This window comes from Streptomyces sp. NPDC017979 (assembly GCF_044328175.1).
GTDB lineage: Bacteria > Actinomycetota > Actinomycetes > Streptomycetales > Streptomycetaceae > Streptomyces.
In genome coordinates this window covers 19,610-43,118 of sequence record NZ_JBIRGU010000014.1, presented here as the reverse complement: position 1 = coordinate 43,118, position 23,509 = coordinate 19,610, and the positions used below count along the sequence as shown (strand labels likewise).

At 73.5% G+C, this 23,509-nt stretch carries 15 protein-coding genes; 9 read left to right on the top strand and 6 right to left on the bottom strand.

Going from position 1 to position 23,509, the window contains the following annotated elements; genetic code table 11:
* Positions 1-174 precede the first annotated feature (174 nt).
* Both ACH4E8_RS28665 and ACH4E8_RS28660 read right to left on the bottom strand, forming a co-directional pair.
* Entirely contained in the window at positions 175-1,422 is a 1,248-nt protein-coding gene (locus tag ACH4E8_RS28665) for a serine/threonine-protein kinase (protein WP_398453543.1), read from the bottom strand.
* A 183-nt stretch (positions 1,423-1,605) separates the two neighbouring features.
* Positions 1,606-3,390 carry a protein kinase gene (locus ACH4E8_RS28660; protein WP_398453541.1) on the bottom strand — a complete coding sequence of 595 codons (1,785 nt, stop codon included), beginning with the start codon at positions 3,388-3,390 and terminating at the stop codon, positions 1,606-1,608.
* A gap of 546 nt (positions 3,391-3,936) precedes the next feature.
* Here ACH4E8_RS28660 and ACH4E8_RS28655 point away from each other — a divergent pair.
* The 4 genes from ACH4E8_RS28655 (at position 3,937) to ACH4E8_RS28640 (ending at position 11,058) form a co-directional block, all read left to right on the top strand.
* The gene (locus ACH4E8_RS28655; RefSeq protein WP_398453538.1) at positions 3,937-7,167 is read left to right on the top strand and encodes an FHA domain-containing protein; all 3,231 of its coding nucleotides are present in this window, start codon (positions 3,937-3,939) and stop codon (positions 7,165-7,167) included.
* Between the two features lie 237 nt (positions 7,168-7,404).
* Complete coding sequence (locus ACH4E8_RS28650; RefSeq protein WP_398453535.1) at positions 7,405-8,766, top strand: ABC transporter substrate-binding protein; 1,362 nt, start codon at positions 7,405-7,407, stop codon at positions 8,764-8,766.
* Positions 8,767-8,839: 73 nt separating this feature from the next.
* The gene (locus tag ACH4E8_RS28645; RefSeq protein WP_398453533.1) at positions 8,840-10,126 is read left to right on the top strand and encodes a carbohydrate ABC transporter permease; all 1,287 of its coding nucleotides are present in this window, start codon (positions 8,840-8,842) and stop codon (positions 10,124-10,126) included.
* Positions 10,123-11,058: a carbohydrate ABC transporter permease gene (locus ACH4E8_RS28640; protein WP_398453530.1), complete on the top strand. Its 936-nt coding sequence runs from the start codon at positions 10,123-10,125 to the stop codon at positions 11,056-11,058. The genes ACH4E8_RS28645 and ACH4E8_RS28640 overlap by 4 nt, the downstream gene beginning before the upstream one ends.
* Positions 11,059-11,142: 84 nt before the next feature.
* Here the strand turns inward: ACH4E8_RS28640 and ACH4E8_RS28635 are convergent, their stop codons facing one another.
* Positions 11,143-11,763, bottom strand: a complete 621-nt coding sequence (locus ACH4E8_RS28635; RefSeq protein ID WP_398453527.1) for a TetR/AcrR family transcriptional regulator — start codon at positions 11,761-11,763, stop codon at positions 11,143-11,145.
* A gap of 184 nt (positions 11,764-11,947) precedes the next feature.
* Here ACH4E8_RS28635 and ACH4E8_RS28630 point away from each other — a divergent pair, with 184 nt between their 5' ends.
* The 3 genes from ACH4E8_RS28630 to ACH4E8_RS28620 all read left to right on the top strand — a co-directional run bounded on the left by ACH4E8_RS28630 (position 11,948) and on the right by ACH4E8_RS28620 (position 15,125).
* Positions 11,948-12,880: an ABC transporter permease gene (locus ACH4E8_RS28630; protein WP_398453525.1), complete on the top strand. Its 933-nt coding sequence runs from the start codon at positions 11,948-11,950 to the stop codon at positions 12,878-12,880.
* Positions 12,881-12,887: 7 nt separating this feature from the next.
* On the top strand, positions 12,888-13,736 hold the full coding sequence (locus tag ACH4E8_RS28625) for an ABC transporter ATP-binding protein (RefSeq protein WP_398453938.1): 849 nt from the start codon (positions 12,888-12,890) through the stop codon (positions 13,734-13,736).
* A gap of 129 nt (positions 13,737-13,865) precedes the next feature.
* Positions 13,866-15,125, top strand: a complete 1,260-nt coding sequence (locus ACH4E8_RS28620) for a glycosyltransferase 87 family protein (RefSeq protein WP_398453522.1) — start codon at positions 13,866-13,868, stop codon at positions 15,123-15,125.
* 88 nt (positions 15,126-15,213) lie between these two features.
* On the opposite strand, the gene ACH4E8_RS28615 is transcribed toward ACH4E8_RS28620, so the two are convergent.
* Complete coding sequence (locus ACH4E8_RS28615; RefSeq protein WP_398453520.1) at positions 15,214-20,271, bottom strand: NAD-glutamate dehydrogenase; 5,058 nt, start codon at positions 20,269-20,271, stop codon at positions 15,214-15,216.
* Positions 20,272-20,725: 454 nt separating this feature from the next.
* Here ACH4E8_RS28615 and ACH4E8_RS28610 point away from each other — a divergent pair, with 454 nt between their 5' ends.
* Positions 20,726-21,283: a DJ-1/PfpI family protein gene (locus ACH4E8_RS28610; protein WP_398453517.1), complete on the top strand. Its 558-nt coding sequence runs from the start codon at positions 20,726-20,728 to the stop codon at positions 21,281-21,283.
* A gap of 79 nt (positions 21,284-21,362) precedes the next feature.
* On the opposite strand, the gene ACH4E8_RS28605 is transcribed toward ACH4E8_RS28610, so the two are convergent.
* Complete coding sequence (locus tag ACH4E8_RS28605) at positions 21,363-22,031, bottom strand: HAD family hydrolase (protein WP_398453515.1); 669 nt, start codon at positions 22,029-22,031, stop codon at positions 21,363-21,365.
* Between the two features lie 40 nt (positions 22,032-22,071).
* On the bottom strand, positions 22,072-22,578 hold the full coding sequence (locus tag ACH4E8_RS28600; protein ID WP_398453513.1) for a DUF6912 family protein: 507 nt from the start codon (positions 22,576-22,578) through the stop codon (positions 22,072-22,074).
* A gap of 290 nt (positions 22,579-22,868) precedes the next feature.
* On the opposite strand from ACH4E8_RS28600, the gene ACH4E8_RS28595 reads away from it, so the two are divergent.
* On the top strand, positions 22,869-23,453 hold the full coding sequence (locus ACH4E8_RS28595) for an Rv3235 family protein (protein WP_398453511.1): 585 nt from the start codon (positions 22,869-22,871) through the stop codon (positions 23,451-23,453).
* The last annotated feature ends 56 nt before the right edge of the window (positions 23,454-23,509 follow it).

The window sequence follows — 23,509 nt, the reverse complement described above, 5'->3', positions numbered from 1 at the left end:
CCTCACCGTGAGAGTTCTCTCGCACCGCGACTGCGGCCCGGTGGTGGGCTGGTCGCGCAGTTCCCGCAGGAAGACGGCGAGGTCTGGAGGCGAGGCGCCGAGGGGCCCCGTGCCCGCAGGGCACAGCGCACGGGGGGGGGGGGGCAACGCTTCTGCCGGGAGACCGCGGGCGCCTCAGGGAGCCAGAGGCAGCTCGGAGGACGGCGTGGGGGGCGCCGGGTGGGACTGCGCGTCCGTGGACGTGGCGAGCCAGCCGCCGACGCCCACCACTAGGACCACCAGCCCCGCCAGCACCCGTCTGCGCAGGCGGACCGAGGCCGCCGGCTTGCGCACGGGCTTGTTGCGGGCCGAACCGGGACGCCGCTGGCCGGGCGCCCGGGGCGCCCGCGCCGTGCCGTGCGCCCCGCCCGCCAGCTCGTCCGGCCCCGGCACCCGCATCGAGGTGTGGGTGTCGCGGTTGGAGTCCGCGGGCGCCGCCCCCGGCACCAGGGACACCGCGCCCCGCCGCCGCGCCTCCCCCACGGGCTCGGGCGCGGGCTCCTCGTACGGCTCGGCCTCCTGCTCCGCGCCCGGCTCGTCGACGTCCAGCGGCGGCATCCCGGCCAGCGACGGCAGCAGCTCCCGCAGCCGGGTCCCCATCTCCGAGGCGCGCAGCCGGGACGCCGGCGCCTTCGCGAGGCACTGGATCAGGAGCTGCCAGAGCTCGTCGGGGATGCCGGGCAGCGGTACGACCGCCTCGGTGACGTGGCGGCGCAGTACGGCGCCCGGGTGGCCGCCGCCGAACGGCGTGAAGCCCGCCAGCAGCTCGTACAGCACGGTGGCGAGGGCGTAGATGTCCACGGCGGCGCGCGGCGGCAGGCCCTCGACGATCTCGGGGGCGAGGTAGTCCGGGGTGCCGATGATCTTCGTGGACTTGGTGCGGCGCGCGGTGTCGATCAGCTTGGCGACGCCGAAGTCGGTGAGCAGCGCGGGGTGCGCACCGCCGGGGCCGAGGGGGCCCGTCATGTCGAGGAGGACGTTCTCCGGCTTGACGTCGCGGTGGACGACGCCGGCGCGGTGGGCCGCGGCGAGGCCGTCCGCGACGTCCGCGACGATCGCGACCGCGGCCTCGGGGGCGAGCCGGCGCTCGCGGTCGAGCCGGCTGCGCAGGTCCGTGCCGCGGACCAGGTCCATGACGAGCGCGAGGTCGTTGCCGTCCACGACGAGGTCGCGGACCGCGACGACGCGGGGGTGGTCGAGCCCGAGCAGGGCGGTGCGCTCCTGGACGAAGCGGCCGACCAACTCCTGGTCGGCCGCCAGGTCCTCGCGCAAGAGCTTGATCGCGACGGGCCCCTCGGGGCCTTCGCCGGCCCACACGGTGCCCGCGCTGCCCCGTCCGAGGATCTGGTGGGCCGTGTACCGGCTGCCGATTTTCCGTGCCAAGACTGCTCCCTCAGCGGCTGGCGTTGCCCATAACGTACGCGGCCGTCCAGGGCATTCGTGCCCCGGACGGCCGCATGCCGCACGTACGTGGGAGTCATTCAGGGGCAAACCACCCCAGATCTCCGCGCCGCCTCACGACGGAAATCGACAAAGAGACCCAGTCGCGGATCAGTTGCCCACGGATCAGTTGCCCGGGTTGTTGCCCGTGTTGTTCGTCGGGGACTCGGTGCCCGAGTCGGAGTTGCTGAGGTCGGAGATCCAGTCCGCGGCCTTGGAGACGCCGTCGCTGATGGCGGTCCAGAAGCCCTTGCCCTCGGCCACCCAGTCCTGGAGCGGGGTGAGTTCCCAGACCAGCCAGCTCGCGACGATCAGCAGGACCACCGAGAACAGGCAGCCCTTGAGGCAGCCCAGGCCGGGGATGCGCATCGGGTTGGCGCTGCGCTGGCGGGGCTGGCGCGGGGCGGGCTCGGGCCGCTGCGGACGCTGCGGCTGCTGGGGCGCCTGCGGCTGCGGCGGAGGAGGCGGCGCGGGTGCGTACCGCGGCTGCTGTTGCTGCGGCGGGGGCGGCGGCGGCGCGTACTGCTGACGCTGCACGTGCTGCGGCGGCGGAGCGTACGGCTGGGGCTGCTGGTGATGGTGCGGCGGCGGCTGCTGCTGCGGGTGCTGGGGGTGCGGCTGCTGACGCTGGGGACGGCGGCGCAGCGGGTCCTGCGCCGGGTCCAGGTACTGGATCTGGGTCTGCTCGTTGCGGTCGCGCGCGGCCCGCAGCTGGGACTGCCAGGGGTGCGGGTCCTCGGGGCCCTGGCCGCCGGGCGCGCCGGCCGTGCTGCCGTGCGCCGACACGGGCGGCAGCACGGCCGTCGGGTCCGGGGCGCCGCCGGGGCCTGCGGTGTGCGGCAGCACGCTGGTGGCGTCCGCGGCTCCGGGGGGCCCGGCCGGTGCACCGGTGTGCGGCAGGACGCTGGTGGCGGCGGCCGGGTCGTACGATCCGGCGTTGCTCGGCAGGACCTGCGTGGGATCGGCGGCACCCGGCGTCTCGGGCACCGGCGCCGGGGACGGGTCGGGCGCGAGCAGCGCGCCGACGCCGAGCGCGGCGTCCACCTCGGCCGCCGACGAGTGCACGCCGATGCCGGCCGCGACGACCCGCAGGCCGCGGGCGAGGTTCTCCGCGCTGGGGCGCTCGCCGGGCTCCTTGCGCAGACAGCGCTCTATCACCGTCCACAGCGGCTCGGGCACGGTCGTGGGGCGGCGCGGCTCCTCGCTCAGGTGCCGGTGCAGCACCTCAAGCGCGGAGTCCCCGGCGAACGGCGGCCGGCCGGTGACCAGCTCGTACAGCAGGATGCCGGCGCCGTAGACGTCGACGGCGGAGGTCTGGGGGCGGCCCTCGGCGGACTCGGGGGCCACGTACGCGGGGGTGCCGACGAACTCGTGCGCGCGGGTCAGACCGGGCGAGTCCGCGAGGCGGGCGATGCCGAAGTCCGTCAGCATCGGGTGCATCTGGCCCTGGGCGTCCGTCTTCAGCAGGACGTTCGCCGGCTTGAGGTCGCGGTGGACCACGCCGTCGGCGTGGCTGGAGGCGAGGGCGTCCGCGATCTGGGCGGTGAGCAGGGCGGCGGCGACGGGGGTGAACGGGCCGCTCTCCCGCAGGTAGCGGTGGAGGTCCGGGCCGTCGATCAGGTCCATGACGAGGGCGAGGAGGTCGCCCTCCACGACGAGGTCGCGGGTCCGCACGATGTTCGGGTGGGTCAGGCGGAGCAGGACGGAGCGCTCGCGCAGGAAGCGCATCACCACGTCCGCGTCGTTCGCCAGCTCCTCCTTGAGGACCTTGATCGCCACGGTCTCGCCGGGCTGCCCGGGCACGGCGGCCTCGGCGCCCGCGGTCTCCCGCTGGCGGGCGCGCCAGACGGTGCCGGTGGCTCCGCGGCCGAGTGGCTGCTCCAGGAGGTACTTGCTGCCTACAGGCCGCACGTCATGCGCTCCCTGCTGATCGTGGTCCGTGGGTGGGCCGGGTCTCGAAGCCGCCGGCGGTCTCGACGGCCCCGGGGGCCCGCGACGACCCGGCCCCGGCGGTTCGCGTTTCCGATCCACTGTAGTGGCGTCGAACAGGACGACGGTCGGTTGCCGGCCCCGTACCCCCCGTGGCGCGGGCGGGGCGCGACCGGCCGGCCGTCGCGCGCCCGCGCGCCGTACGCGTATGGTGCGCGCCGTTCGCCTGCAAGACGTCGTCGCGCCCCGGAAGGTTGCGGCCGTACCCGGTGAACCGGGCGAGCCGGAGTGCCCTACGCAACACGGCGCGTTCGCTTCACGACGCAACCAGGCACTTTTCCGTCCGGAGCGGGCCAATCAAGATCACTTATTGGCAGTACCCGGGCGTGTTGTCAGCGGCAGGTGCGAGGATGCCCCTTGCGTGCGGTCTCGGGGTGGGGAGCCCCGGGCGTGCGCCGACCAGCCGGGTGGGGGCGACGGAGGCGGTTCCCCTGCCGGCACCCCGCGCAGAAGGGATCCCTGACGGCCATGCAGATCCGGCTGACCGTTCTCGCGCCGCGCGGCGGACAGGCCGTCGCGGGGCCCGCGTCCGGGACCCGCGCGTGCGACGTGCTGGTCACCGCACCCGCGGGCACGGCGCTGGCCGCGGTGGCCTCGGGTCTGGCGTCGGCCGCCGCAGGGCCGGAGGCGGGCGGAAGCGTGGTGTTGTACGCCGGCGCAGAACGGCTGGACCTCCAGCGCCGCACCCTGGGCGAGCCGCCCCTGGTGGACGGCGCGGTCCTCTCGCTCGGCCAGCCCGGCCCGGAGGGCCCCACCGAAGCGGACCCCTCGACGCAGCTGCACGTGGTCGCCGGGCCGGACGCGGGCGGGGTCCACCTGCTGCACGGCGGCCGGGTGAGCGTCGGCCGCTCCGCGGACGCCGACGTCCCGCTGGACGACCCCGACGTGTCCCGGCTGCACTGCGAGGTGACGGTCGACGAGGACGGCCTGGTCACCGTCGCCGACCTCGGCTCGACGAACGGGACGGCGCTGGACGGCCGCCCGGTCGGCGCCCGCCCCGTCGCCCTCCCGCCGGGGGCCCTGCTGCGCCTCGGGGAGTCCACGCTCCGGCTGTCCCCAGCCGACCGCACGGCCGCGCTGCCGACCGCGGCGGACGGCGAGGGCCACCTCAGGGTGGCCGGGCCCGCCGCCCCGGCCACCGCGCCCGCCGGCGCCGTCGAAGCCGGCAAGGAAGCGGGCCACAGCACGTACGTCCCCGGCGCCCCCGCCCCCTCGGCCACCGGCCCCACGCCTGCGTACGGCACCGCCACCCCGCACGTCGCCAGCAACACGATCAGCACCGGCCACACCGGCCGGGAGGTCCAGCACCCCGCGCAGCCGGAGGGCGGACCCGCCCGGACCGGCGATCCGGCCGACGCCTGGAGCACCGCCGACAGCGACCCCGAAGTTTCCTCCCGCGCCCACGACGGCCCCCGGAAGAAGGGCATAGGTGCCTGGGCGCGCCGCCTCAAGGGCGACGCCACCCGCGGCGAGCAGCGCGACCCGGGCGCGACGGCCCCGCTCCCGGCGGCGGTGGCGCCCGAGGCGCCGCCCGCCGCGCCCGCCCCGGCCGCCGCCGCCGCCGACAGCTGGCCCGACCCCGCCGCCGTACTGCTCACCGCGGTGCGCCCCGGTCCGCGGCTGTGGGAGCGCGGCCCGGACCACCCCGAGTCCCTGGTCCTGCGGCTGGGCACGGCCGATCGGGACGACCTGGCGTCCGTGCCGGTGACCGTGGGCCTGCGGGAGGCCGGTTCGCTGGGACTCGCCGGCCCGCGCCGCCGGCTGGCCGGGGCGGCGCACTGGGCCGTGGCACAGCTCGCCGCCCTGCACTCCCCCACCGATCTGGAGATCGTGCTGATCGCCACGGACCGCGCGCGCTCCCTGGAGGAGCGCCGGGCCGACTGGGCCTGGCTCGGCTGGCTGCCGCACGCCCGTCCTGCCCACGGCCAGGACTGCCGTCTGCTGCTCGCGTACGACCGCGACCAGGCTGCGGCGCGCACCGCGGAGCTGGTCCGCCGGCTGGACGACGGCCGGCTCGGCCCCGGCTGGCCGAGCGCGGACCGCGCCGCCCTGACGGACGCCGCCGAGCGGTACGAGGGCCCGCGCACCCTGGTCGTCGTCGACGGCGACCCCGGCTCCGCCGCCCTGCGGGAGACGACGGCCCGGCTCGCCGGCGCCGGCTGGTCCGCGGGCATCCATCTGTTGGTGCTGGCCGAGGCGCCCGCCGCCTCCCCTCTTTCACCGGTCGCCGCGACGTACGAGACGGCCTGCGCCGCTTCGCTCGCCTTCCGGGAGTGCGGTGCGGTCGGGCTGCTCAGCGGTGAGGTGGCGACCGCGCTGCGGGTGCTGCGGACCGCGGGCGGGCTGCCCGCCGGCCACGGCGCGTTGGCCGCGGTCGACGCGGTGTCGACCGCGTGGGCGGAGCGTTTCGCCCGGGCGCTGGCGCCGCTGCGCACGGAAGGGGCCGGCTCCCAGGTCCCGGGCCGGGCGGCCGTGCTGCCGCGCTCGTCCCGACTGCTGGACGAGTTGGGGCTGGCCCGGGCCACTCCGGCGTCGTTGATGGCCCGCTGGGCGGCGGCCGGGGACGTGCCGGGCAGCCCGGTGGTTTTGGGCACGGATCCGCGCGGGCCGCTCGCGGTCGACCTCGCGGTGGAGTGCCCGCACCTGCTGGTCGAGGGACCGCCCGGCAGCGGGCGCACGGAGCTGTTGCGTTCCGCCGCGGCTTCGCTGGCTTCGGCCGGCCGGCCGGACCGGCTCGGGCTGCTGCTGGTCGACGGCGCGGGTGGCGAGCGCGGCGAAGGGCTCGCGGTCTGCACGGACCTGCCGCACGTGATGGACCACCTGGTGGCGAACGACCCGGTGCGCATGCGGGTGTTCGCCCAGGCGCTGGGGGCGGAGCTGAAGCGCCGCGCCGAGTTGCTCGACGGCGCGGACTTCGCCGAGTGGCACGCCTCGGGCGGTGCGGCGGCACGGGTGGTGGGCCAGCGCGCGCCGAGCGCGGCCGAGCAGGGCGGGCCGCTGGCCCACGCCGCGGCGCGGCCGGCCCGGACCGCGGGCCGCGTCGACCACTCCGCGGTCGCCGGCCGGGCCCCCGATCCGCGGGCGGCGGCCCGCGGTGACCTGGAGTCCCCGCCGAGCGGCACCCTGCGGCTGCGCCCCGGTGGGCGTACGCGTCCGGCCGGCCCCGGGCCGCTGCCCCGGCTGGTGGTCCTGGTGGACGACTTCGACGCGCTGGTGGCCCCCGCCCTCGGCAGCCTGGGGCGGCCCGCGGCCGGCTCGGTCGTCCGCGCGCTGGAGGCGGTGGCGCGGGACGGCGGCCGGCTCGGGGTGCATCTGATCGCGACCTCCGCCCGCCCGGACCGCACCGCGGACACGGAGTTGGCGCGCTCGGCCGGGCTGCGGGCGGTGCTGGACGCGCCGCCGAGCTCAGCCGGTCCGGACGATCCGCTGCCGGGCCGGGGTCGGCTGGGGCATCCGGACGGCCGGGTCACCCCGTTCCAGGGCGGTCGGGTCACCGGCCGCATCCCGCGCACCGCCACGCTGCGGCCCACGGTCGTACCGCTGGAATGGGAGCGGATGGGCGATCCGCCGACCCGTCGTCCCGTACGGGAGTTGGGGAACGGCCCGACGGACCTGGCGCTGCTGGCGAGCGCACTGGAGCGGGCCGCGACGTCGGTGAACGCGACGCCCCTGCCGCCGCTGTCGCCCGTGCACCCCTGACGCGTCGTACGCGCCCCGGACCGTGGGCGCCGCACCGTAGCCCCGTACCGCACCACGCCTCGCCGCAGCACACACCTTTCCCGCAACTTCTGCAAATACTGCGCGATTTGACAGGACATCACGTCACAGAGGGATCACGAAAGAGCCATCGGCTCACGCAGCGGATTGCGGGCCCTGTGCCCCGGGCGTAGACCTGTCGGGCAACGCGTCGGTGCTACGGGAGAGAACGGGGCAGAAATGCGGACACCTCTTCGCACGAGCAAGGTCGCCATCACATTCGCCGTCGTCGCGGCGCTCGCCCTCGCCGGCTGCGGCGACGACGGCGACGACGAGTCGTCGGACGCGGACGGCAAGAAGGGCTCCGGCACCGCCTCCACCGTCGAACTCCCCCAGTTGAAGGGGGAGACGGTCCAGGTCGCGGCCGTGTGGAGCGGGGCGGAGCAGGAGAACTTCGACAAGGTCCTGACCGAGTTCGAGAAGCGCACCGGGGCCGAGGTCACCTTCGTCCCCGCGCAGGACCCGATCGTGAACTTCCTCGGTACGAAGATCGCCGGCGGCAGCCCGCCCGACGTGGCGCTGCTGCCGCAGCCGGGCGCCATCGCGCAGGCCGTGGCGCAGAAGTGGGCCAAGCCCGTCGGCCCGGAGGCCAAGGCCCAGCTCGCGAAGAACTACTCCCCGGGCTGGCAGCAGATCGGCCAGGTGAACGGCGAGCAGTACGGCGTCTACTACAAGGCCGCCAACAAGTCGCTGGTCTGGTACAACACCGCGGCGTTCGACGCGGCGGGCGCCAAGGAGCCCAAGACCTGGAAGGAGTTCCTCGCCACCGCGGAGACGGTCTCCGCGTCCGGCGTGACGCCCGTCTCGGTGGCCGGGGCCGACGGCTGGACGCTCACGGACTGGTTCGAGAACGTCTATCTCTCCCAGGCCGGCCCGGAGAAGTACGACCAGCTCGCCAAGCACGAGATCAAGTGGACGGACCCCTCGGTGACGCAGGCGCTGACCACGCTGGCGGAGCTGTTCGGCAAGCCCGCGCTGATCGCGGGCGGCGCGGACGGCGCCCTGCAGACCGAGTTCCCGGCGTCGGTGACGCAGACCTTCACCGGCGGCGACCAGCCGAAGGCGGCCATGGTCTTCGAGGGTGACTTCGTGGGCGTCAACATCGCTCAGACCGAGGCGGAGTTGGGCACCGACGCGAAGGTGTTCCCCTTCCCGGCCGTCGGGGCGCAGGCCCCGGTGGTGACCGGCGGCGACGCGGCCGTGGCCCTGAAGGACAGCAAGGGCGCCCAGGCGCTGCTGACGTTCCTCGCCTCCCCCGACGCCGCGAAGATCCAGGCCGCGGCCGGCGGCTTCGTCTCGCCGAACAAGGCGCTGGACGTGGCCGCGTACCCCAACGACGTGATGCGGAACATCGCGAAGGCGCTGATCGCCGCGGGCGACACGGTCCGCTTCGACATGTCGGACCAGATGCCGCAGGCGTTCGGCGGCACCCCGGGCAAGGGCCTGTGGAAGACGCTCCAGGACTTCCTGAAGAACCCGAAGGACGTGGCGGGGACGCAGGCGAAGCTGGAAGCGGACGCCGCCAGGGCCTACGCGGGCTGAGCGGCGGGTGTCCACCGCAGTGAAGGCGGGGGGCCCGGCCCGGCCGGCTCCCCCCGCACGTCCGCGCAAGAGCGTGACCGGCACCCGCAAGGCGGTCGCGGCCGGCTTCCTGCTGCCCGCGCTGGTGCTGCTGGGCGCGCTCGTGGTCTACCCGGTCGGGTACTCGGTCCACCGCTCCTTCTTCGACCAGTCGGGCAACGGCTTCGTCTGGTTCGACAACTACGCGGAGATCTTCACCGACGAGGCGATCTTCACGGCCGTGAAGAACAACGCGATCTGGGTGGTCTTCGCCCCCGCGGTCGCCACCGCGCTCGGGCTGATCTTCGCCGTGCTCACCGAGCGGATCCGCTGGGGCACCGCGTTCAAGCTGGTGCTCTTCATGCCGATGGCGATCTCCATGCTGGCCGCGGGGATCATCTTCCGGCTGGTGTACGAGCAGGACCCGGAGCGCGGCGTCGCCAACGCGGTGTGGGTCGGGGTGCACGACACCTTCGCGGAGTCGTCCGTCTTCCCCCGCGCCCGTCCGCTGCCGGTGCACCCGCTGGAGTCGGGCGGCGGCGGTTCGTTCGTCACCAGGGAGCCCGCCGCGGTCGGGACGCCGGTGCTGCTGCCGCTGGTGGGCGTCGCACCGGCGAACATGCCGTCGGACGCGAAGCCGGCCGCGGCACCGGCGCAGGGCGGCGAGGGGGAGGTCACCGGCACGGCGTGGCTGGACTTCACCCGGGGCGGCGGGGGCCAGCCGAACGCCGTCGACCCGAAGGAGCTGGGCCTCAAGGGACTGAAGATCGAGGCGGTCAAGGACGGCGAAGTGGTGGCGTCCACCCGCGCCGGCCCCGACGGCTCGTTCGCCCTGCCGGCCGCCGCCGACGGCGCGCAGCTACGGCTGCCCGCGGACAACTTCCGCGAGCAGTACAACGGCGTGAGCTGGCTCGGCCCCTCCCTCGTCACCCCGGCGATCATCGGCAGCTACGTGTGGATGTGGGCCGGCTTCGCGATGGTCCTGATCGCGGCGGGGCTCGCGAGCGTGCCGCGGGAGTTGATGGAAGCGGCCCGGGTCGACGGCGCGAACGAGTGGCAGGTCTTCCGCCGGATCACGGTGCCGCTGCTGGCCCCGGTGCTCTCGGTGGTGCTGGTCACCCTGATGATCAACGTGCTGAAGATCTTCGACCTCGTGTACATCATCGCGCCCGGATCCGCACAGGACGACGCGAACGTCCTGGCGCTCCAGCTCTACCGCTCGTCCTTCGGGACCGCCGCGGACCTGGGCGTCGGCAGCGCGATCGCGGTGCTGCTGTTGCTGCTGCTGGTGCCGGTGATGGTGTTCGACATCCGTCGTACGCGAAGGGAGCGGCGCCGATGACCACGCGCACGTCCACGACAGCGCCCGGCTCCGGCCCCGCACCGGCGCGCAGCGCCGCATCCGGGGGCGCGCCGAAGGCGCGGCAGCCGCTCGCGGCCCGGCTCGCCGGGTGGGCGGGCGCCGGCGCGGTGCGGATCTTCCTGCTGCTCGTCGCGGTGTTCTGGCTGACCCCGACGGTCGGTCTGCTGATCTCGTCACTGCGCGGCCCCGCGGACATCGCGGACAGCGGCTGGTGGCAGGTGTTCACCGCACCGGCGCAGCTCACCCTGGAGAACTACGAGGGGCTGCTGAAGAACGACGCCGTCACCGACTCCCTGCTCAACAGCATCGTGATCACGGTCCCCGCCACCCTGCTCGTGGTGGTGATCGGGGCGCTCGCGGGGTACGCCTTCGCCTGGATGGACTTCCCCGGCCGCGACTGGTGGTTCCTGCTCGTCGTCGGCCTGTTGGTGGTGCCGGTGCAGGTGGCGCTGATCCCGCTGTCCAAGCTGTTCGGGCAGATCGGCATCTTCGAGACGACGATCGGGGTGATCCTCTTCCACGTCGGCTTCGGGCTGCCGTTCGCCATCTTCCTGCTGCGGAACTTCTTCGCGGAGATCCCGCGGGAGCTGCTGGAGGCGGCGCGGCTGGACGGCGCCGGCGAGTTGCGGCTGTTCGTCCGGGTGGTGCTGCCGCTGGGCGGACCGGCGATCGCCTCGCTCGGGATCTTCCAGTTCCTCTGGGTCTGGAACGACATGCTGATCGCGCTGATCTTCGCGGACACCGACAGCGCGCCGATCACGGTGGCGCTCCAGCGCCAGGTCCGCCAGTTCGGCAACAACATCGACGTCCTCGCCTCGGGCGCGTTCTTGTCGATGGTCATTCCGCTGGCGGTGTTCTTCGCCTTCCAGCGGCAGTTCGTGTCCGGGGTGATGTCGGGCGCGGTGAAGTAGCGGCGCGGCCGGCGGTACGGGGGCGGGCTCGCCCTTGCTCCCGTACCGCCGGCGCGCTGTTCGGACCCGTGGGGCCTGCTCGCTTCAGACCCGCAGCGCGGCGACCGCGCCCCGCGAGAGCTGGTCCAGATACCCCTTCGGCAGGTCGTCGCGGACCACCACCAGCCGCCAGTACAGCGGCCCGACCGCGACGTCCAGCAGCCGGGAGGCGTCCGTGGTCGCCGGCAGCTCCCCGCGGGCCACCGCATCGCGCACGATCAGCGCGGCCATGCCGTGCTGGCTGTCGAGGAGCGCCGCCTTGATCGCCTGGGCGATCTCCGGGTTGCGGACGGACTCCACCAGCAGATCGGGGATGACCTGGGAGGCGACCGGGTGGCGCAGCGCGTGCGAGGCGACCTCCAGCAGCGCGCGTACGTCCCCGTACAGCGATCCGGTGGCCGGGGCGGGCAGCCCCTGGGCGGCGAAGGCGGAGACCAGGTCGAGGACGAGGGAGAGCTTGGACTTCCAGCGCCGGTACACGGCGGTCTTGCCGACGCCGGCGCGGCGGGCGATCCCCTCGATGGACATCCGGGCGAAGCCGACGGTGGCCAGTTCCTCGAAGACGGCGGCCCGGATGGCCTCCGTCACGTCCTCGCGGAGCACGGCGGCCCCCGCGGGAGCGCGTCGGGGACGTCGTGGGTCCGGGGCCGGGTCCGTCGTGGTCATGGTCAAGGAGCATACCCGTGACGACGAAACGGTTGCGTTGCGACGCGAGTACGCCATAGTCTCGCCGTAGCGACGAAACGGGCCCGTCCCGTCGTCTTCCCCGGCGGTCGGCCGGACGTCTCATCCCGCCACCTCCCCGACCGCGCCTCTTCCACCCCCTCCGCCTGAGGCGAAAGCGATCCGAGTGAGCAGTCAGACGATCTCCCCACCCTTCGCGGTGGGGGCCGCGCCCCCTTCGGGGCTCCCCGGGGAGACCCCCCGAGAGTTCGCCCTGCGCCACGGCCTGACCGTCAGCGGGCAGCGCCCGTCCCTCGGCGCGTACGTGCGCCAGCTCTGGGCGCGTCGGCACTTCATCACCGCCTTCGCCACCGCCAAGCTCACCGCCCAGTACAGCCAGGCGAGGCTCGGCCAGCTCTGGCAGCTGATGACCCCGCTGCTGAACGCGGCGGTCTACTACTTCATCTTCGGGATCCTGCTGGGCACCAGCAAGCAGGTCCCGGACTTCGTCCCGTTCCTGGTCACCGGGGTCTTCATCTGGACCTTCACGGCGAACTCGATCATGGCGGGGACCAAGGCCATCTCGGGCAACCTCGGGCTGGTCCGGGCGGTGCACTTCCCGCGCGCCGCGCTCCCCGTCGCGTTCGCCCTCCAGCAGTTCCAGCAGTTGCTGTTCTCGATGGGCGTGCTGCTGCTGATCCTGATGGGCTTCGGCGAGTTCCCCGAGCCGTCCTGGCTGCTCGCGGTACCGGCGCTGGCGCTCCAGGCCGCGTTCAACACCGGTCTCGCCATGGCGATGGCCCGGATCTCGGCGCGCACCCCGGACGTGGCGCAGCTCATGCCGTTCCTGCTGCGCACCTGGATGTACGCGTCCGGTGTGATGTGGAGCATCTCGACGATCCTGAAGGACCACGACCTGCCGGAATGGGTCATGCTTGGCCTGCAGTACAACCCGGCGGCGGTCTACATCGATCTGGTGCGCTTCGCCCTGATCGACAGCTACACCTCGGCCCAGCTGCCGCCGCACGTGTGGGCGGTCGCCCTCGGCTGGGCCGCACTCTGCGGGGTGGGCGGATTCATGTACTTCTGGAAGGCGGAGGAACGGTACGGCCGTGGCTGAGAACCTGATGACGAAAGACGCGACGCAAGCGGCACAGGAGGTAGGAGTGACCGCCCCCGTCCCCGAGAAGGTCCCCACGGTCGTCGTGGACGACGTGCACATCAAGTACCGCGTCCAGGGCGGCAAGGCCGCCAAGGGCAGTGCCACCGCGGCCCTGAGCCGGATGGTCTCCCTCAAGGCGCGCCGGGCCCGCAAGTCCGGTGCCCTGCCCCCGGGCGTGCGGGAGGTGCACGCGGTCAAGGGCGTGACCTTCACCGCGTACAAGGGCGAGGCCATCGGCCTGATCGGGTCGAACGGCTCCGGGAAGTCCACCCTGCTGAAGGCCATCGCCGGCCTGCTGCCCGCCACCGAGGGCAAGGTCTACACCCAGGGCCAGCCCTCCCTCCTCGGGGTGAACGCGGCCCTGATGAGCGACCTGACGGGCGAGCGGAACGTGATCCTCGGCGGCCTCGCCATGGGCATGTCGCGCCAGGAGATCCAGCGCGCCTACGAGGGGATCGTGGACTTCTCCGGCATCAACGAGAAGGGCGACTTCATCTCGCTCCCGATGCGCACGTACTCCTCCGGCATGGGCGCCCGGCTCCGCTTCGCCATCGCGGCGGCCAAGAGCCACGACGTGCTGCTCATCGACGAGGCGCTGGCCACCGGCGACGCGAAGTTCCGCCGCCGCAGCCAGGCCCGCATCAACGAGCTGCGCGCGGAGGCCGGCACGGTCTTCCTGGTCAGCCACAGCAACGGCACCATCCTGGAGACCTGCGAGCGGGCCCTGTGGCTGGAGGCGGGCGTCCTGCGGATGGACGGGCCCGCCAAGGACGTCATCGCCGCGTACGAGCAGTTCTCCAGCGGCAAGAAGTAGCCCCCGCGCCCTTCGGGCGGTCCGGCTCCGCCCCGACCGCCCGAAGGGCCCGCGACGGCCACCAACACCGCATCGGCGATCCACCAATAAGCCGCTAAAAGTGACTAAAGCGGACTAAAGTGCCGGGCGATGACGCCCCACGGGATCACTCCGCTGCCCGCCGGCCACCGCCTCGCCCCGCGGCCCGCGCTCCACGCCCCGTACGACGGCGGGCGCCGCGACCGGCGCGGCGCCCAGCCGGGGGACGTCGCGGCCCTGGCCGCCGTCTGGGCGCTCACCCGGGCCGTGATGCTCGCGCTGCTGGTCGTCGACCGCCTCGGGGACAGCGGAGTGGCCGGCGAGGTCCACTCGCTGTACCGCGCCTGGTACGAGCAGCTCGCCCACGGCGCGTTCCCCGTCCACGACGTCACCTGGCAGTACCCGCCCGGCGCCGCCCTCGTCCTGCTCTCCCCCGCCGCACTGCCCTGGCTCACCTACTTCCAGGCGTTCGTGCTGATCGTGCTGGTCTGCGACGCCGTCGTCACCTGCGCACTCGCCCGCGCCGGCGTCCGCGGCGGCTGGCTGTGGGTCTGCGGACTGCCGCTGCTGCTGAACCTGCCGCTGGCCCGCTACGACGTCCCCGTGACCGCCGTCGCCGTCCTCGCGCTGCTCGCCCTGCGCAGCCGCCCCCGCCTCGGCGGCGCGCTCGCCGGGATCGGCGCCACGATCAAGGTCTGGCCGCTGCTGACGCTGCTGGGCACGCCCCGCGGCCCCGGCACCCGGGCCGCCTGGGGCGCGGCCGTCGCCTCCGCCGCCGCCCTCCTCGCCGTGCTCGTACTGGGCTTCAGCAACACCCTGGACTTCCTGCGACAGCAGGGCGCCCGCGGCGTGCAGATCGAGTCGCTGGGCGGCACGGCGCTCCACGTGGCCCGCAACCTGGGCTGGCCCGGCGAGACCCGGTACCAGTACGGCGCCTTCGAGTTCGTCGGACCGTACGTCTCCTCCGTCTCCCGGCTCTCACTGCTGCTGACCGCCGCCGCCTTCTGCTGGCTGGTGCTGTGGCGGGTGCGGGCGCGGCGCTGGGGGCCGGCGACCCCCTTCGACGCCGCGTTCGCCGCCGTCCTGCTGTTCACCGTCACCAGCCGGGTGATCAGCCCCCAGTACCTGGTGTGGCTGCTGGGCCTGGCCGCGGTCTGCCTCACCTGCCGGCACACCGTGATGCGCCCCGCGGCGCTGCTGGTGCTCCCGACCGCGGCCGTCAGCGCCCTGGCGTACCCGCTGCTGTACGACGACGTGGTGGCCGGCACCGCGGTCGGCTGCACCCTGCTGCTGGTCCGCAACGGGCTGCTGCTGCTCGCCACCGCGCTGGCCTGCCGACGGCTGTGGCGGTCCGCCGTACGACCCGGGTAGGGCCCGACACGGCGAGGGGCCCGCCCCGGCGTACCGGGACGGGCCCCTCCTCGTGCGCGCCGTGATCAGGCGGTGCGTCAGTGGTGCGTCAGCTGTGCGTACGCAGCAGTTGGCGCATGGTCCGCATCGCCACCGACAGGTTCGCCAGGTCGAACGTGTCCGAGCCCTGGATCTCGTCCAGGGTGGCCCGCGCCCGGCTCAGGATCGAGACGTTCTTCGACTCCCAGTCCTCGAACCGCTCCTCGGGCGTCGACGAGCCGTTGCCGACGGAGAGCACGTCCGCGGTGAGCATGGCGTGCGCCGCGTACAGGTCCTCCCGGATGGCGGCGCGGGCCATCGACTGCCAGCGGTCGGCCCGCGGCAGCTCGATGATCCGGTCCATCAGCTGGGTGATCCGCAGCCGGTCCGCGAGGTCGTAGTACACCTCGGCGACGTCCAGCGGGTCCTGGCCCGTGCGGTCGGCGATGGCGACGATGTCCAGCGTCGGGAACGCCGAGGAGAACCCGGCCACCCGCAGCGCCAGCACCTGCGGCACGCCCTCCGCGGTCAGCTCGTCCACGATGCCCTGGTACCACTCCAGGTCCGCGCCGCGCATCAGCTTCGGCAGCTCGTCCCAGACCCGTGCCACGCGCTCGGCGAAGAACTCCACCGTCTCGGCCAGTTCCAGCGGCTGCGGACGGTTGCCCAGCAGCCAGCGGGTGCCGCGCTCCACCAGCCGGCGCGAGTGCAGCCGGATCCGGGTCTGCACGTCGGCCGCGACCTCGTTGTCCAGCGCCTCGACCGCGTCCCAGACCGCGCCGAGCCCGAAGATCTCCCGGGCCGCGGTCTGCGCCCGCACCACTTCCTCGATCGACGCGCCGGTCTCCTCCCGCAGCCGGTGCAGGAAGGTCGCGCCACCGGTGTTGACGGTGTCGTTGACCAGCACGGTCGTGATGATCTCGCGGCGCAGCGCATGGCCGTCGACCGCCTCGGAGAAACGCTCCCGCAGCGGGGTCGGGAAGTACGCGTGCAGCAGCTTGCGCAGGTGCGGGTCGTCCGGCAGGTCGGTGCCGATCAGCTCGTCCGCCACCGTGATCTTGGTGTACGCGAGGAGGACCGCCAGCTCCGGCTGGCTCAGGCCGCGGCCCGCGTTCAGCAGCTCGCGGATCTGCCGGTCGGCCGGCAGGAACTCCAGCGACCGGTCCAGGGCGCCGTCCCGCTCCAGCCGGCGCATGTGGCGCTGGCCGGCCTGGAGGAGGGAGGGGGCCTGGGCGAGGGAGTTGGCGAGGGCCACGTTCTGCGCGTAGTTGTTGCGCAACACCAGCGCGCCGACCTCGTCGGTCATCTCGGCGAGCAGGGCGTTGCGCTGCTTGACGGTGAGGTCGCCGTCGTTGACCAGGCCGTTGAGCAGGATCTTGATGTTCACCTCGTGGTCGGAGGTGTCCACGCCGGCGCTGTTGTCGATGGCGTCGGTGTTGACCCGGCCGCCGGTGGAGTCGGGGCCGCCGGCGCGGGCGAACTCGATCCGGCCGAGCTGGGTCAGGCCCAGGTTGCCGCCCTCGCCGACGACCTTGACCCGCAGCTCGTCGCCGTTGACGCGGATCGCGTCGTTGGCCTTGTCGCCGACGTCCGCGTTGGACTCGCCGGACGCCTTGACGTACGTCCCGATCCCGCCGTTCCACAGCAGGTCGACGGGGGCCTCAAGGACGCTCTTCATCAGCTCGGCCGGCGTCATCTTGGTGACGCCCTCCGGGATGCCGAGGGCGGCCCGCAGATGGGCGTTGATCGGGATGGACTTGGCCGTACGGGGGTGGATTCCGCCGCCCGGGGAGAGCAGCGAGGTGTCGTAGTCGGCCCAGCTGGAGCGCGGCAGCTCGAAGAGGCGGCGGCGCTCGGCGTACGAGACGGCCGCGTCCGGGTTCGGGTCGACGAAGATGTGGCGGTGGTCGAAGGCGGCCACCAGCCGGATGTGCTCGCTCAGCAGCATGCCGTTGCCGAACACGTCGCCCGACATGTCGCCGACGCCGACGACCGTGAAGTCCTGCGTCTGGGTGTCGTGGCCCAGCTCGCGGAAGTGGCGCTTGACGGACTCCCAGGCGCCGCGGGCCGTGATGCCCATGCCCTTGTGGTCGTAGCCGGCGGAGCCGCCGGAGGCGAAGGCGTCGCCGAGCCAGAACTCGTAGGCGAGCGCGACCTCGTTGGCGATGTCGGAGAAGGAGGCCGTGCCCTTGTCCGCGGCGACCACGAGGTACGTGTCGTCCCCGTCGTGGCGCACCACGTCCGCGGGCGGCACGACCTCGCCGGCGACCAGGTTGTCCGTGATGTCGAGCAGCGCGGAGATGAAGGTGCGGTAGCTGGCGACGCCCTCGGCGAGCCAGGCGTCCCGGTCCACGGACGGGTCGGGGAGCTGCTTGGCGACGAAGCCGCCCTTGGCGCCCACCGGCACGATCACGGTGTTCTTCACCATCTGCGCCTTCACCAGGCCCAGGATCTCGGTGCGGAAGTCCTCGCGCCGGTCGGACCAGCGCAGCCCGCCGCGGGCGACCTTGCCGAAGCGCAGGTGGACGCCCTCGACGCGGGGCGAGTAGACCCAGATCTCGTACGCCGGGCGCGGCGCGGGCAGATCGGGGATGGCCTGCGGGTCGAACTTCATCGACACGTAGCCGTGGTGGCCGCCGCTTCCCTCGCCTGCGCTCTGGCCCCTCTTGTCGCTTCCCTCGCCTGCGCTCTGGCCCCTCTTGTCGCTTCCCTCGCCTGCGCTCTGGAAGAAGTTCGTGCGCAAGGTGGCCTTGATGACCACGAGGAAGGAGCGCAGGATGCGGTCCTCGTCGAGGCTGGCGACCTGGTCCAGCGCGCCGTCCAGCTCCTCCATCACGCCGTCGATCAGCTCGGTGCCCGCGTTCTGGCGGCCGGGCGACATCCGGGCTTCGAAGAGCGAGACCAGCAGCCGGGTGGTGTGGACGTTGGTGCGGAGGGTGTCCTCCATGTAGTCCTGCGAGAACGTCGACCCGGCCTGGCGCAGGTACTTGGCGTAGGCGCGGAGCACCATCGCCTGCCGCCAGGTGAGCCCGGCGCCCAGGACGAGGGTGTTGAAGCCGTCGTTCTCCGCGGCCCCGGTCCACACCGCGGCGAAGGCTTCCTGGAAGCGCTCCCGGGCGTCGTCGCCGAGGTAGTCGTTGTGACCGTTGCCGGAGGCGCTGGCGGCGGTGCCGTTCGGGACCGGCATGCGCAGCCCGAAGTCGTAGATCCAGGCGTACGTGCGGTCCGCGCGGCACAGCTCGTACGGCCGCTCGTCGACGACCTCGCAGCCCAGCCGCTGGAGCACCGGCAGCACGGCGGAGAGGGAGACCTGGGCGCCGGTCCGGTAGATCTTGAAGCGGCGCTCGCCGGGGCCGGCGCCGACCGGCTCGTACAGCGAGAGCGCGAAGTCCCGGCCCGAGTGGGTCAGGTCGTCCAGGTGGACCAGGTCGGCGACGGCGCTGCGCGGCGAGTGGTCGGCCTTGTAGCCCTCGGGGAAGGCGTTGCCGTACTGGCGCAGCAGCTCGGCGGCGCGCTCCTCGCCCAGCTCGGCGGTGAGCGCCTCGGCGAAGCCGTCCTCCCAGGAGCGGGCGGCCTCCACCAGGCGCGCTTCGATGCGCTCGGTGTCGGCGTCCGCGAGGTGCGGCAGCTCGGTGCCGGAGGGGACGCGGACGACGAAGTGGATCCGGGAGAGGATCGATTCGGTGTTCCAGGCGGTGAAGTCGACGCTGGTGCCGCCGAGCTCCTCCTTGAGGATCTCGATCAGCCGCAGCCGCACCGCGGTGGTGTAGCGGTCCCGCGGCAGGTACACGAGGGCGGAGTAGTAGCGGCCGTACTCGTCCTGGCGCAGGTAGAGCCGGAGCCGACGGCGCTCCTGGAGGTAGAGCACGCTGGTGACGGTGGCCCTCAGCTGGTCGACGGGCGTCTGGAACAGCTCGTCGCGCGGGTAGGTCTCCATGATCTGGAGCAGGTCGCGGCCGTCGTGGCTGTTGGGCGAGAAGCCGGCGCGCTCCAGGACCTCGGCGACCTTGCGGCGGATCACCGGGACGCGGCGCACGGACTCGGTGTACGCGGCGGACGAGAACAGGCCGAGGAAGCGGCGCTCGCCGACGACGTTGCCCTTCTCGTCGAACTTCTTCACGCCGACGTAGTCGAGGTAGCTGGGCCGGTGGACCGTGGAACGGCTGTTGGCCTTGGTCAGGACGAGGAGCTTGTGCTCCCGGGCCTTGGCGCGGGCGTCCGCGGGGAGCCGGCTGAAGGAGGGGCTCACGGGGTGGGCCTCGTCCTCGCGGTGCTGCGGGTCGGAGCGCAGGATGCCGAGGCCGGTGCCGGGGACGGCCGCCAGCGCGTCGCCGTCCACCAACTCGTACTCGCGGAAGCCCAGGAAGGTGAAGTGGTCGGCGGCCAGCCAGCGCAGCAGCTCGCGGGCCTCGTCGACCTCCTGGCCCGCGATGTCGTCGGCGCTGGGCTCGGCCGGCAGGTCGTCGGCGATGCGCAGCGCCGCGTCCCGCATCTTCTCCCAGTCCTCGACGGCCTCGCGGACGTCGGACAGCACGCGCAGCAGGTCGGCGGTGATCTGCTTGAGGTCGGCGCGGTCGGTCTCGCGGTCGATCTCGACGTGGATCCAGGACTCGACGAGCGCGTCGTGCGGGAGGTCCTTGCGGGCGGTGCGGGTCTCGCCGGTGAGCACCTCGATCAGCTTGCCGGTCACGTCGCGGCGGACGGTGACCTGCGGGTGGATCACGACGTGGATGCCGCGGCCCTGGCGGGAGAGCTCGTTGGTGACGGAGTCGACGAGGAAGGGCATGTCGTCAGTGACGACCTCGACGACGGAGTGGCTGCAGGTCCAGCCGTTCTCTTCGACCGTCGGAGTGTGGACCCGCACGTTGGCCGTGCCCTGGGGGCGGTTCTCGGCCAGGCGGTAGTGGGAGAGCGCTGCGCCGAAGACGTCGACCGGGTCGCGGTCGGCGAGGTCCTCGGGCGCGGTGTGCAGGTAGTAGCGCTGGAGGTATGCGAGAAGGGTGTCCTGGTCCGGCCGCTTGCCCTGCTCGGGCCCGGCCGGTTGGTGACCACCGCCCGGACCGTTCTCGGCTACCCGGGCGGCTCGTGCGAGCAGCTCGGCCTTGGCGTCGTCCAGCTTGGTCTGCATGTCCTCTGGCTCCTGTCGCGCGCCGTTGCGTGACGTAGGTGAAGGGTGCGGCGCAACGCCACAGCACGGGGTGTCCGGTCTGGGTCGACGTTATGCCGCGATGAGAGGTGCCCGAGCCACAATCGACGAAATTCAACAGAATTCAACAATGGGGTCGGCACACGGGGACCAGCGATCGCCCGGCTGCGTCCTCGCGCCGGGCGACGGCCGGGGGCTTCGCTGCCCCCAGGGCGTATCGCACTGATCACGGCTCCAGGCTATCCCCCCGCACCCGGTCACCGTCATGGGCCTTATGTGTACAAAAGCAGGGTCGGAAGTTTGACACTCTGCACAGCGACAAGGAAGGAACGGGGCGGGCGGGCAGGCACCCGGACGGCTCCACCGGCCGGCTCGCCCTCACCGGCCCGTCCCCGCCACCGCACGGTCACCGCCCGACTCCACACCGGGAGCAGACATGGCAACGAAGGTCCTCATCGTCACCGGCGACGCCGCAGAGTCCCTGGAGGTGCTCTACCCCTACCAGCGGCTGCTGGAGGAGGGCTACGAGGTCCACATCGCCGCCCCCGCCCGCAAGAAGTTGCAGTTCGTCGTGCACGACTTCGAGCCCGGCTTCGACACCTACACCGAGAAGCCCGGCTACACCTGGCCGGCCGACCTCGCCTTCTCCGAGGTCGAGCCGGGCCAGTACGCGGCCCTGGTCATCCCGGGCGGACGGGCCCCGGAGTACCTGCGCAACGACCCCGAGCTGCGCAAGATCCTCAAGTCCTTCTTCGACGCGGACAAGCCCGTCGCCCAGATCTGCCACGGCCCGCTGCTGACGGCCGCCATCGGCAGCCTGGAGGGCCGCCGCGTCACCGCGTACCCCGCACTCGAACTGGACATGCAGGCCGCGGGCGCCACCTTCCAGGACTCCGCGGCCGTCGTCGACGGCACCGTCGTCTCCTCCCGCGCCTGGCCCGACCACCCGATGTGGATGCGCGAGTTCCTCAAGGTGCTGCGCACCAAGGGCTGACCCGACCCGGGCCTCCCTCGGCCCGCTCTTCCGGATCCTGCTGGGCTCGCGCGCCCCGGCGCCGGGCCGCGGCGCGGACTCAGCGCGTCAGGCCGGTGGCCAGCTCGACCGCCTCCGCGAGGGAGTCCACCACCGGTGCGCCCGTCGCCTCCAGATTGGCCCGGCTGTGCGAACCGCCCGTGTACAGCACGGCCAGCGCCCCCACGTGCGCCGCCGCCACCGCGTCGTCCGCCGCGTCGCCGATCACCACGGTGCGCTCGACGGACACCGTGGCGGCGAGCGCCGTGAGGTGGCGCTCCATGGAGTCCGCCTTGGACGGGCCCGAGGGCCCCTTGCGGCCGTCGACCCGTATGAAGTGGCTCTCGATGCCGAAGCTCCGCACCGTCGGGACCAGGTCGTCGTGCGTGTGCATGCTCAACAGCGACTGGCTGCGGCCGGCGCCCTGCCAGTCGCGCAACAGCTCCTCGACGCCCTGCGTGAGCCCGCACCCCACGCGGTGCTCCAGATAGGCCCGCTGGAAGACGTCGTCCATCGCCTGCCACTCCGCGTCCGTCGGCAGCCGCCCGAGCATCCGCTCGTAGAACCGCGGGATCGGCACTTGGTACCACTCGCGGTACTGCACGACGGTGATGGCGTCGAGGCCGACGACCTCCAGCGCCGCGTTCGTCGCACCGACGACCGCGGTCACGTCGTCCAGCAACGTGCCGTTCCAGTCCCAGACCAGATGACTCCCCGATTGCTTCCCCATGTCGATCAACCGTACCCGCCGGGTACGACAGCCGGCGGGGTCAGCCCACCAGGTTGGGGATCTCCTGCACCCCGTACCAGAGCAGCTCGTGGTCCTCGGCACCGTCCACCGTGAACTGGGCGTCGTCGTCGCCCTGGTCCGCCGCGCCCAGCGCGCCCGCCGCCGCCGAGACGTCGGCCACGGCGTCGTCGGCGTCCACGTGCACCGCCGCGGCCAGCGACAACGGCACCGCCGCGGCGATCCGCACCTCACCGAGGGACGTCGCGTCCAGGGCCCGATCGGGGTCGACGGAGGCGTCCTGGTCCCGCACGTCGACGGCGACGACGACCCGGCGGCGGGCCGCGTCCGGCGCGCCCGCGATCATCCGCAGCGACGCGGCGGCCGCCCGGCTGAGCGCCGCGTACTCCAGCTCCTCGATGTCGTCCGATACGTACCACTCGCGCAGTCCGGGGGTGACTCCGTACGCCGTCACCGGCCCCGGGCCCAGCTCCCCGCGCTGGTGCGCCTGCGCGAGTCCGGCGAGGGTCAGAGGGACGTAGACGCGCATGGCTGGCCGCTTTCGTAGTCGGAAGACGCACCTCAGGATACGTGCGCGGTCCCCCTTCGGACTGCCGGTCCAGCAGGGCGGAACCGTCCACTCCGGGGAGCCCGGATCCCGGGCCGTCTGCCCTGCCCACGCCCCGCGATCACCCGGATAGGTGAATCGGGCGGCGCCCCCGGCCGCCCCGGCACCCCGTTGCGACCGGCGCGCGCCGGCCCGTAGAAGGTCACCGAGCGCAGTTACCGCCCGGTATCGGCCGCGGTCGAGCCGGGCCCGAGCGGACGGGGGCGATACAGATGGACGAAACAGGCGGAGCTTACGGAACGCCCGGAACGGCTCCAGCCGGGACGGCGGGCGGGCTCGCGGAGAGAACGGCCGGAGGAACGGCCGGCGCGGCCGGCAGTGCGCCCGAGCCGGCGGGCAGGGCACCGGGCAGGCCGCCCGGACGGACGGGGACGGCCGCCGGGACCCGCCCCGGCGGACGGCGCGATCGCCGCGGCCCCGGCCGCGGCACCCCCTCCGCACCGGCCCGCCCCCAGCGCAGCGACAAGCCCCACTACTGGTTCGCCGAACGCCTCCTCGCCGTCCTCAGCGGCCAGCGCCCGGTGCACTGGATGCTCGGCCACACCATGGGCGAGGCGTACGAGCAGCTCGTACGGCTCGCCCCGGGCGCCCCGCTGCGCCCCGGCGAGCGCGTGATGCCCGTCGTGCGCCACTGCGGGGAGTTCCGCCCCGGGCCCGGCGTCATCGAGGCGTTCGCCCGCATCAGCGCGGGCGAACGGGTGCGCGCCATGGCCTTCCGGCTGGAGCAGGACCCCGACGACCGCCGCTGGCGCTGCTCCGCGGTCGAGCTGGGCGGCGACCGGGCTGCGGCGCCCTGAGCCCGCGCAGCACGACGGCGGCCGGGCCGGACTCCCCGTCGGAAGTCCGGCCCGGC

Bases quoted from the DNA above. Each gene is read 5' to 3' on its own strand.
- ACH4E8_RS28625 (WP_398453938.1), top strand. From the start codon at position 12,888: ATGACGAAAGACGCGACGCAAGCGGCACAGGAGGTAGGAGTGACCGCC.
- ACH4E8_RS28620 (WP_398453522.1), top strand. From the start codon at position 13,866: ATGACGCCCCACGGGATCACTCCGCTGCCCGCCGGCCACCGCCTCGCC.
- ACH4E8_RS28635 (WP_398453527.1), bottom strand. From the start codon at position 11,763: ATGACCACGACGGACCCGGCCCCGGACCCACGACGTCCCCGACGCGCT.
- ACH4E8_RS28610 (WP_398453517.1), top strand. From the start codon at position 20,726: ATGGCAACGAAGGTCCTCATCGTCACCGGCGACGCCGCAGAGTCCCTG.
- ACH4E8_RS28600 (WP_398453513.1), bottom strand. From the start codon at position 22,578: ATGCGCGTCTACGTCCCTCTGACCCTCGCCGGACTCGCGCAGGCGCAC.
- ACH4E8_RS28650 (WP_398453535.1), top strand. From the start codon at position 7,405: ATGCGGACACCTCTTCGCACGAGCAAGGTCGCCATCACATTCGCCGTC.
- ACH4E8_RS28615 (WP_398453520.1), bottom strand. From the start codon at position 20,271: ATGCAGACCAAGCTGGACGACGCCAAGGCCGAGCTGCTCGCACGAGCC.
- ACH4E8_RS28655 (WP_398453538.1), top strand. From the start codon at position 3,937: ATGCAGATCCGGCTGACCGTTCTCGCGCCGCGCGGCGGACAGGCCGTC.
- ACH4E8_RS28595 (WP_398453511.1), top strand. From the start codon at position 22,869: ATGGACGAAACAGGCGGAGCTTACGGAACGCCCGGAACGGCTCCAGCC.
- ACH4E8_RS28640 (WP_398453530.1), top strand. From the start codon at position 10,123: ATGACCACGCGCACGTCCACGACAGCGCCCGGCTCCGGCCCCGCACCG.
- ACH4E8_RS28605 (WP_398453515.1), bottom strand. From the start codon at position 22,031: ATGGGGAAGCAATCGGGGAGTCATCTGGTCTGGGACTGGAACGGCACG.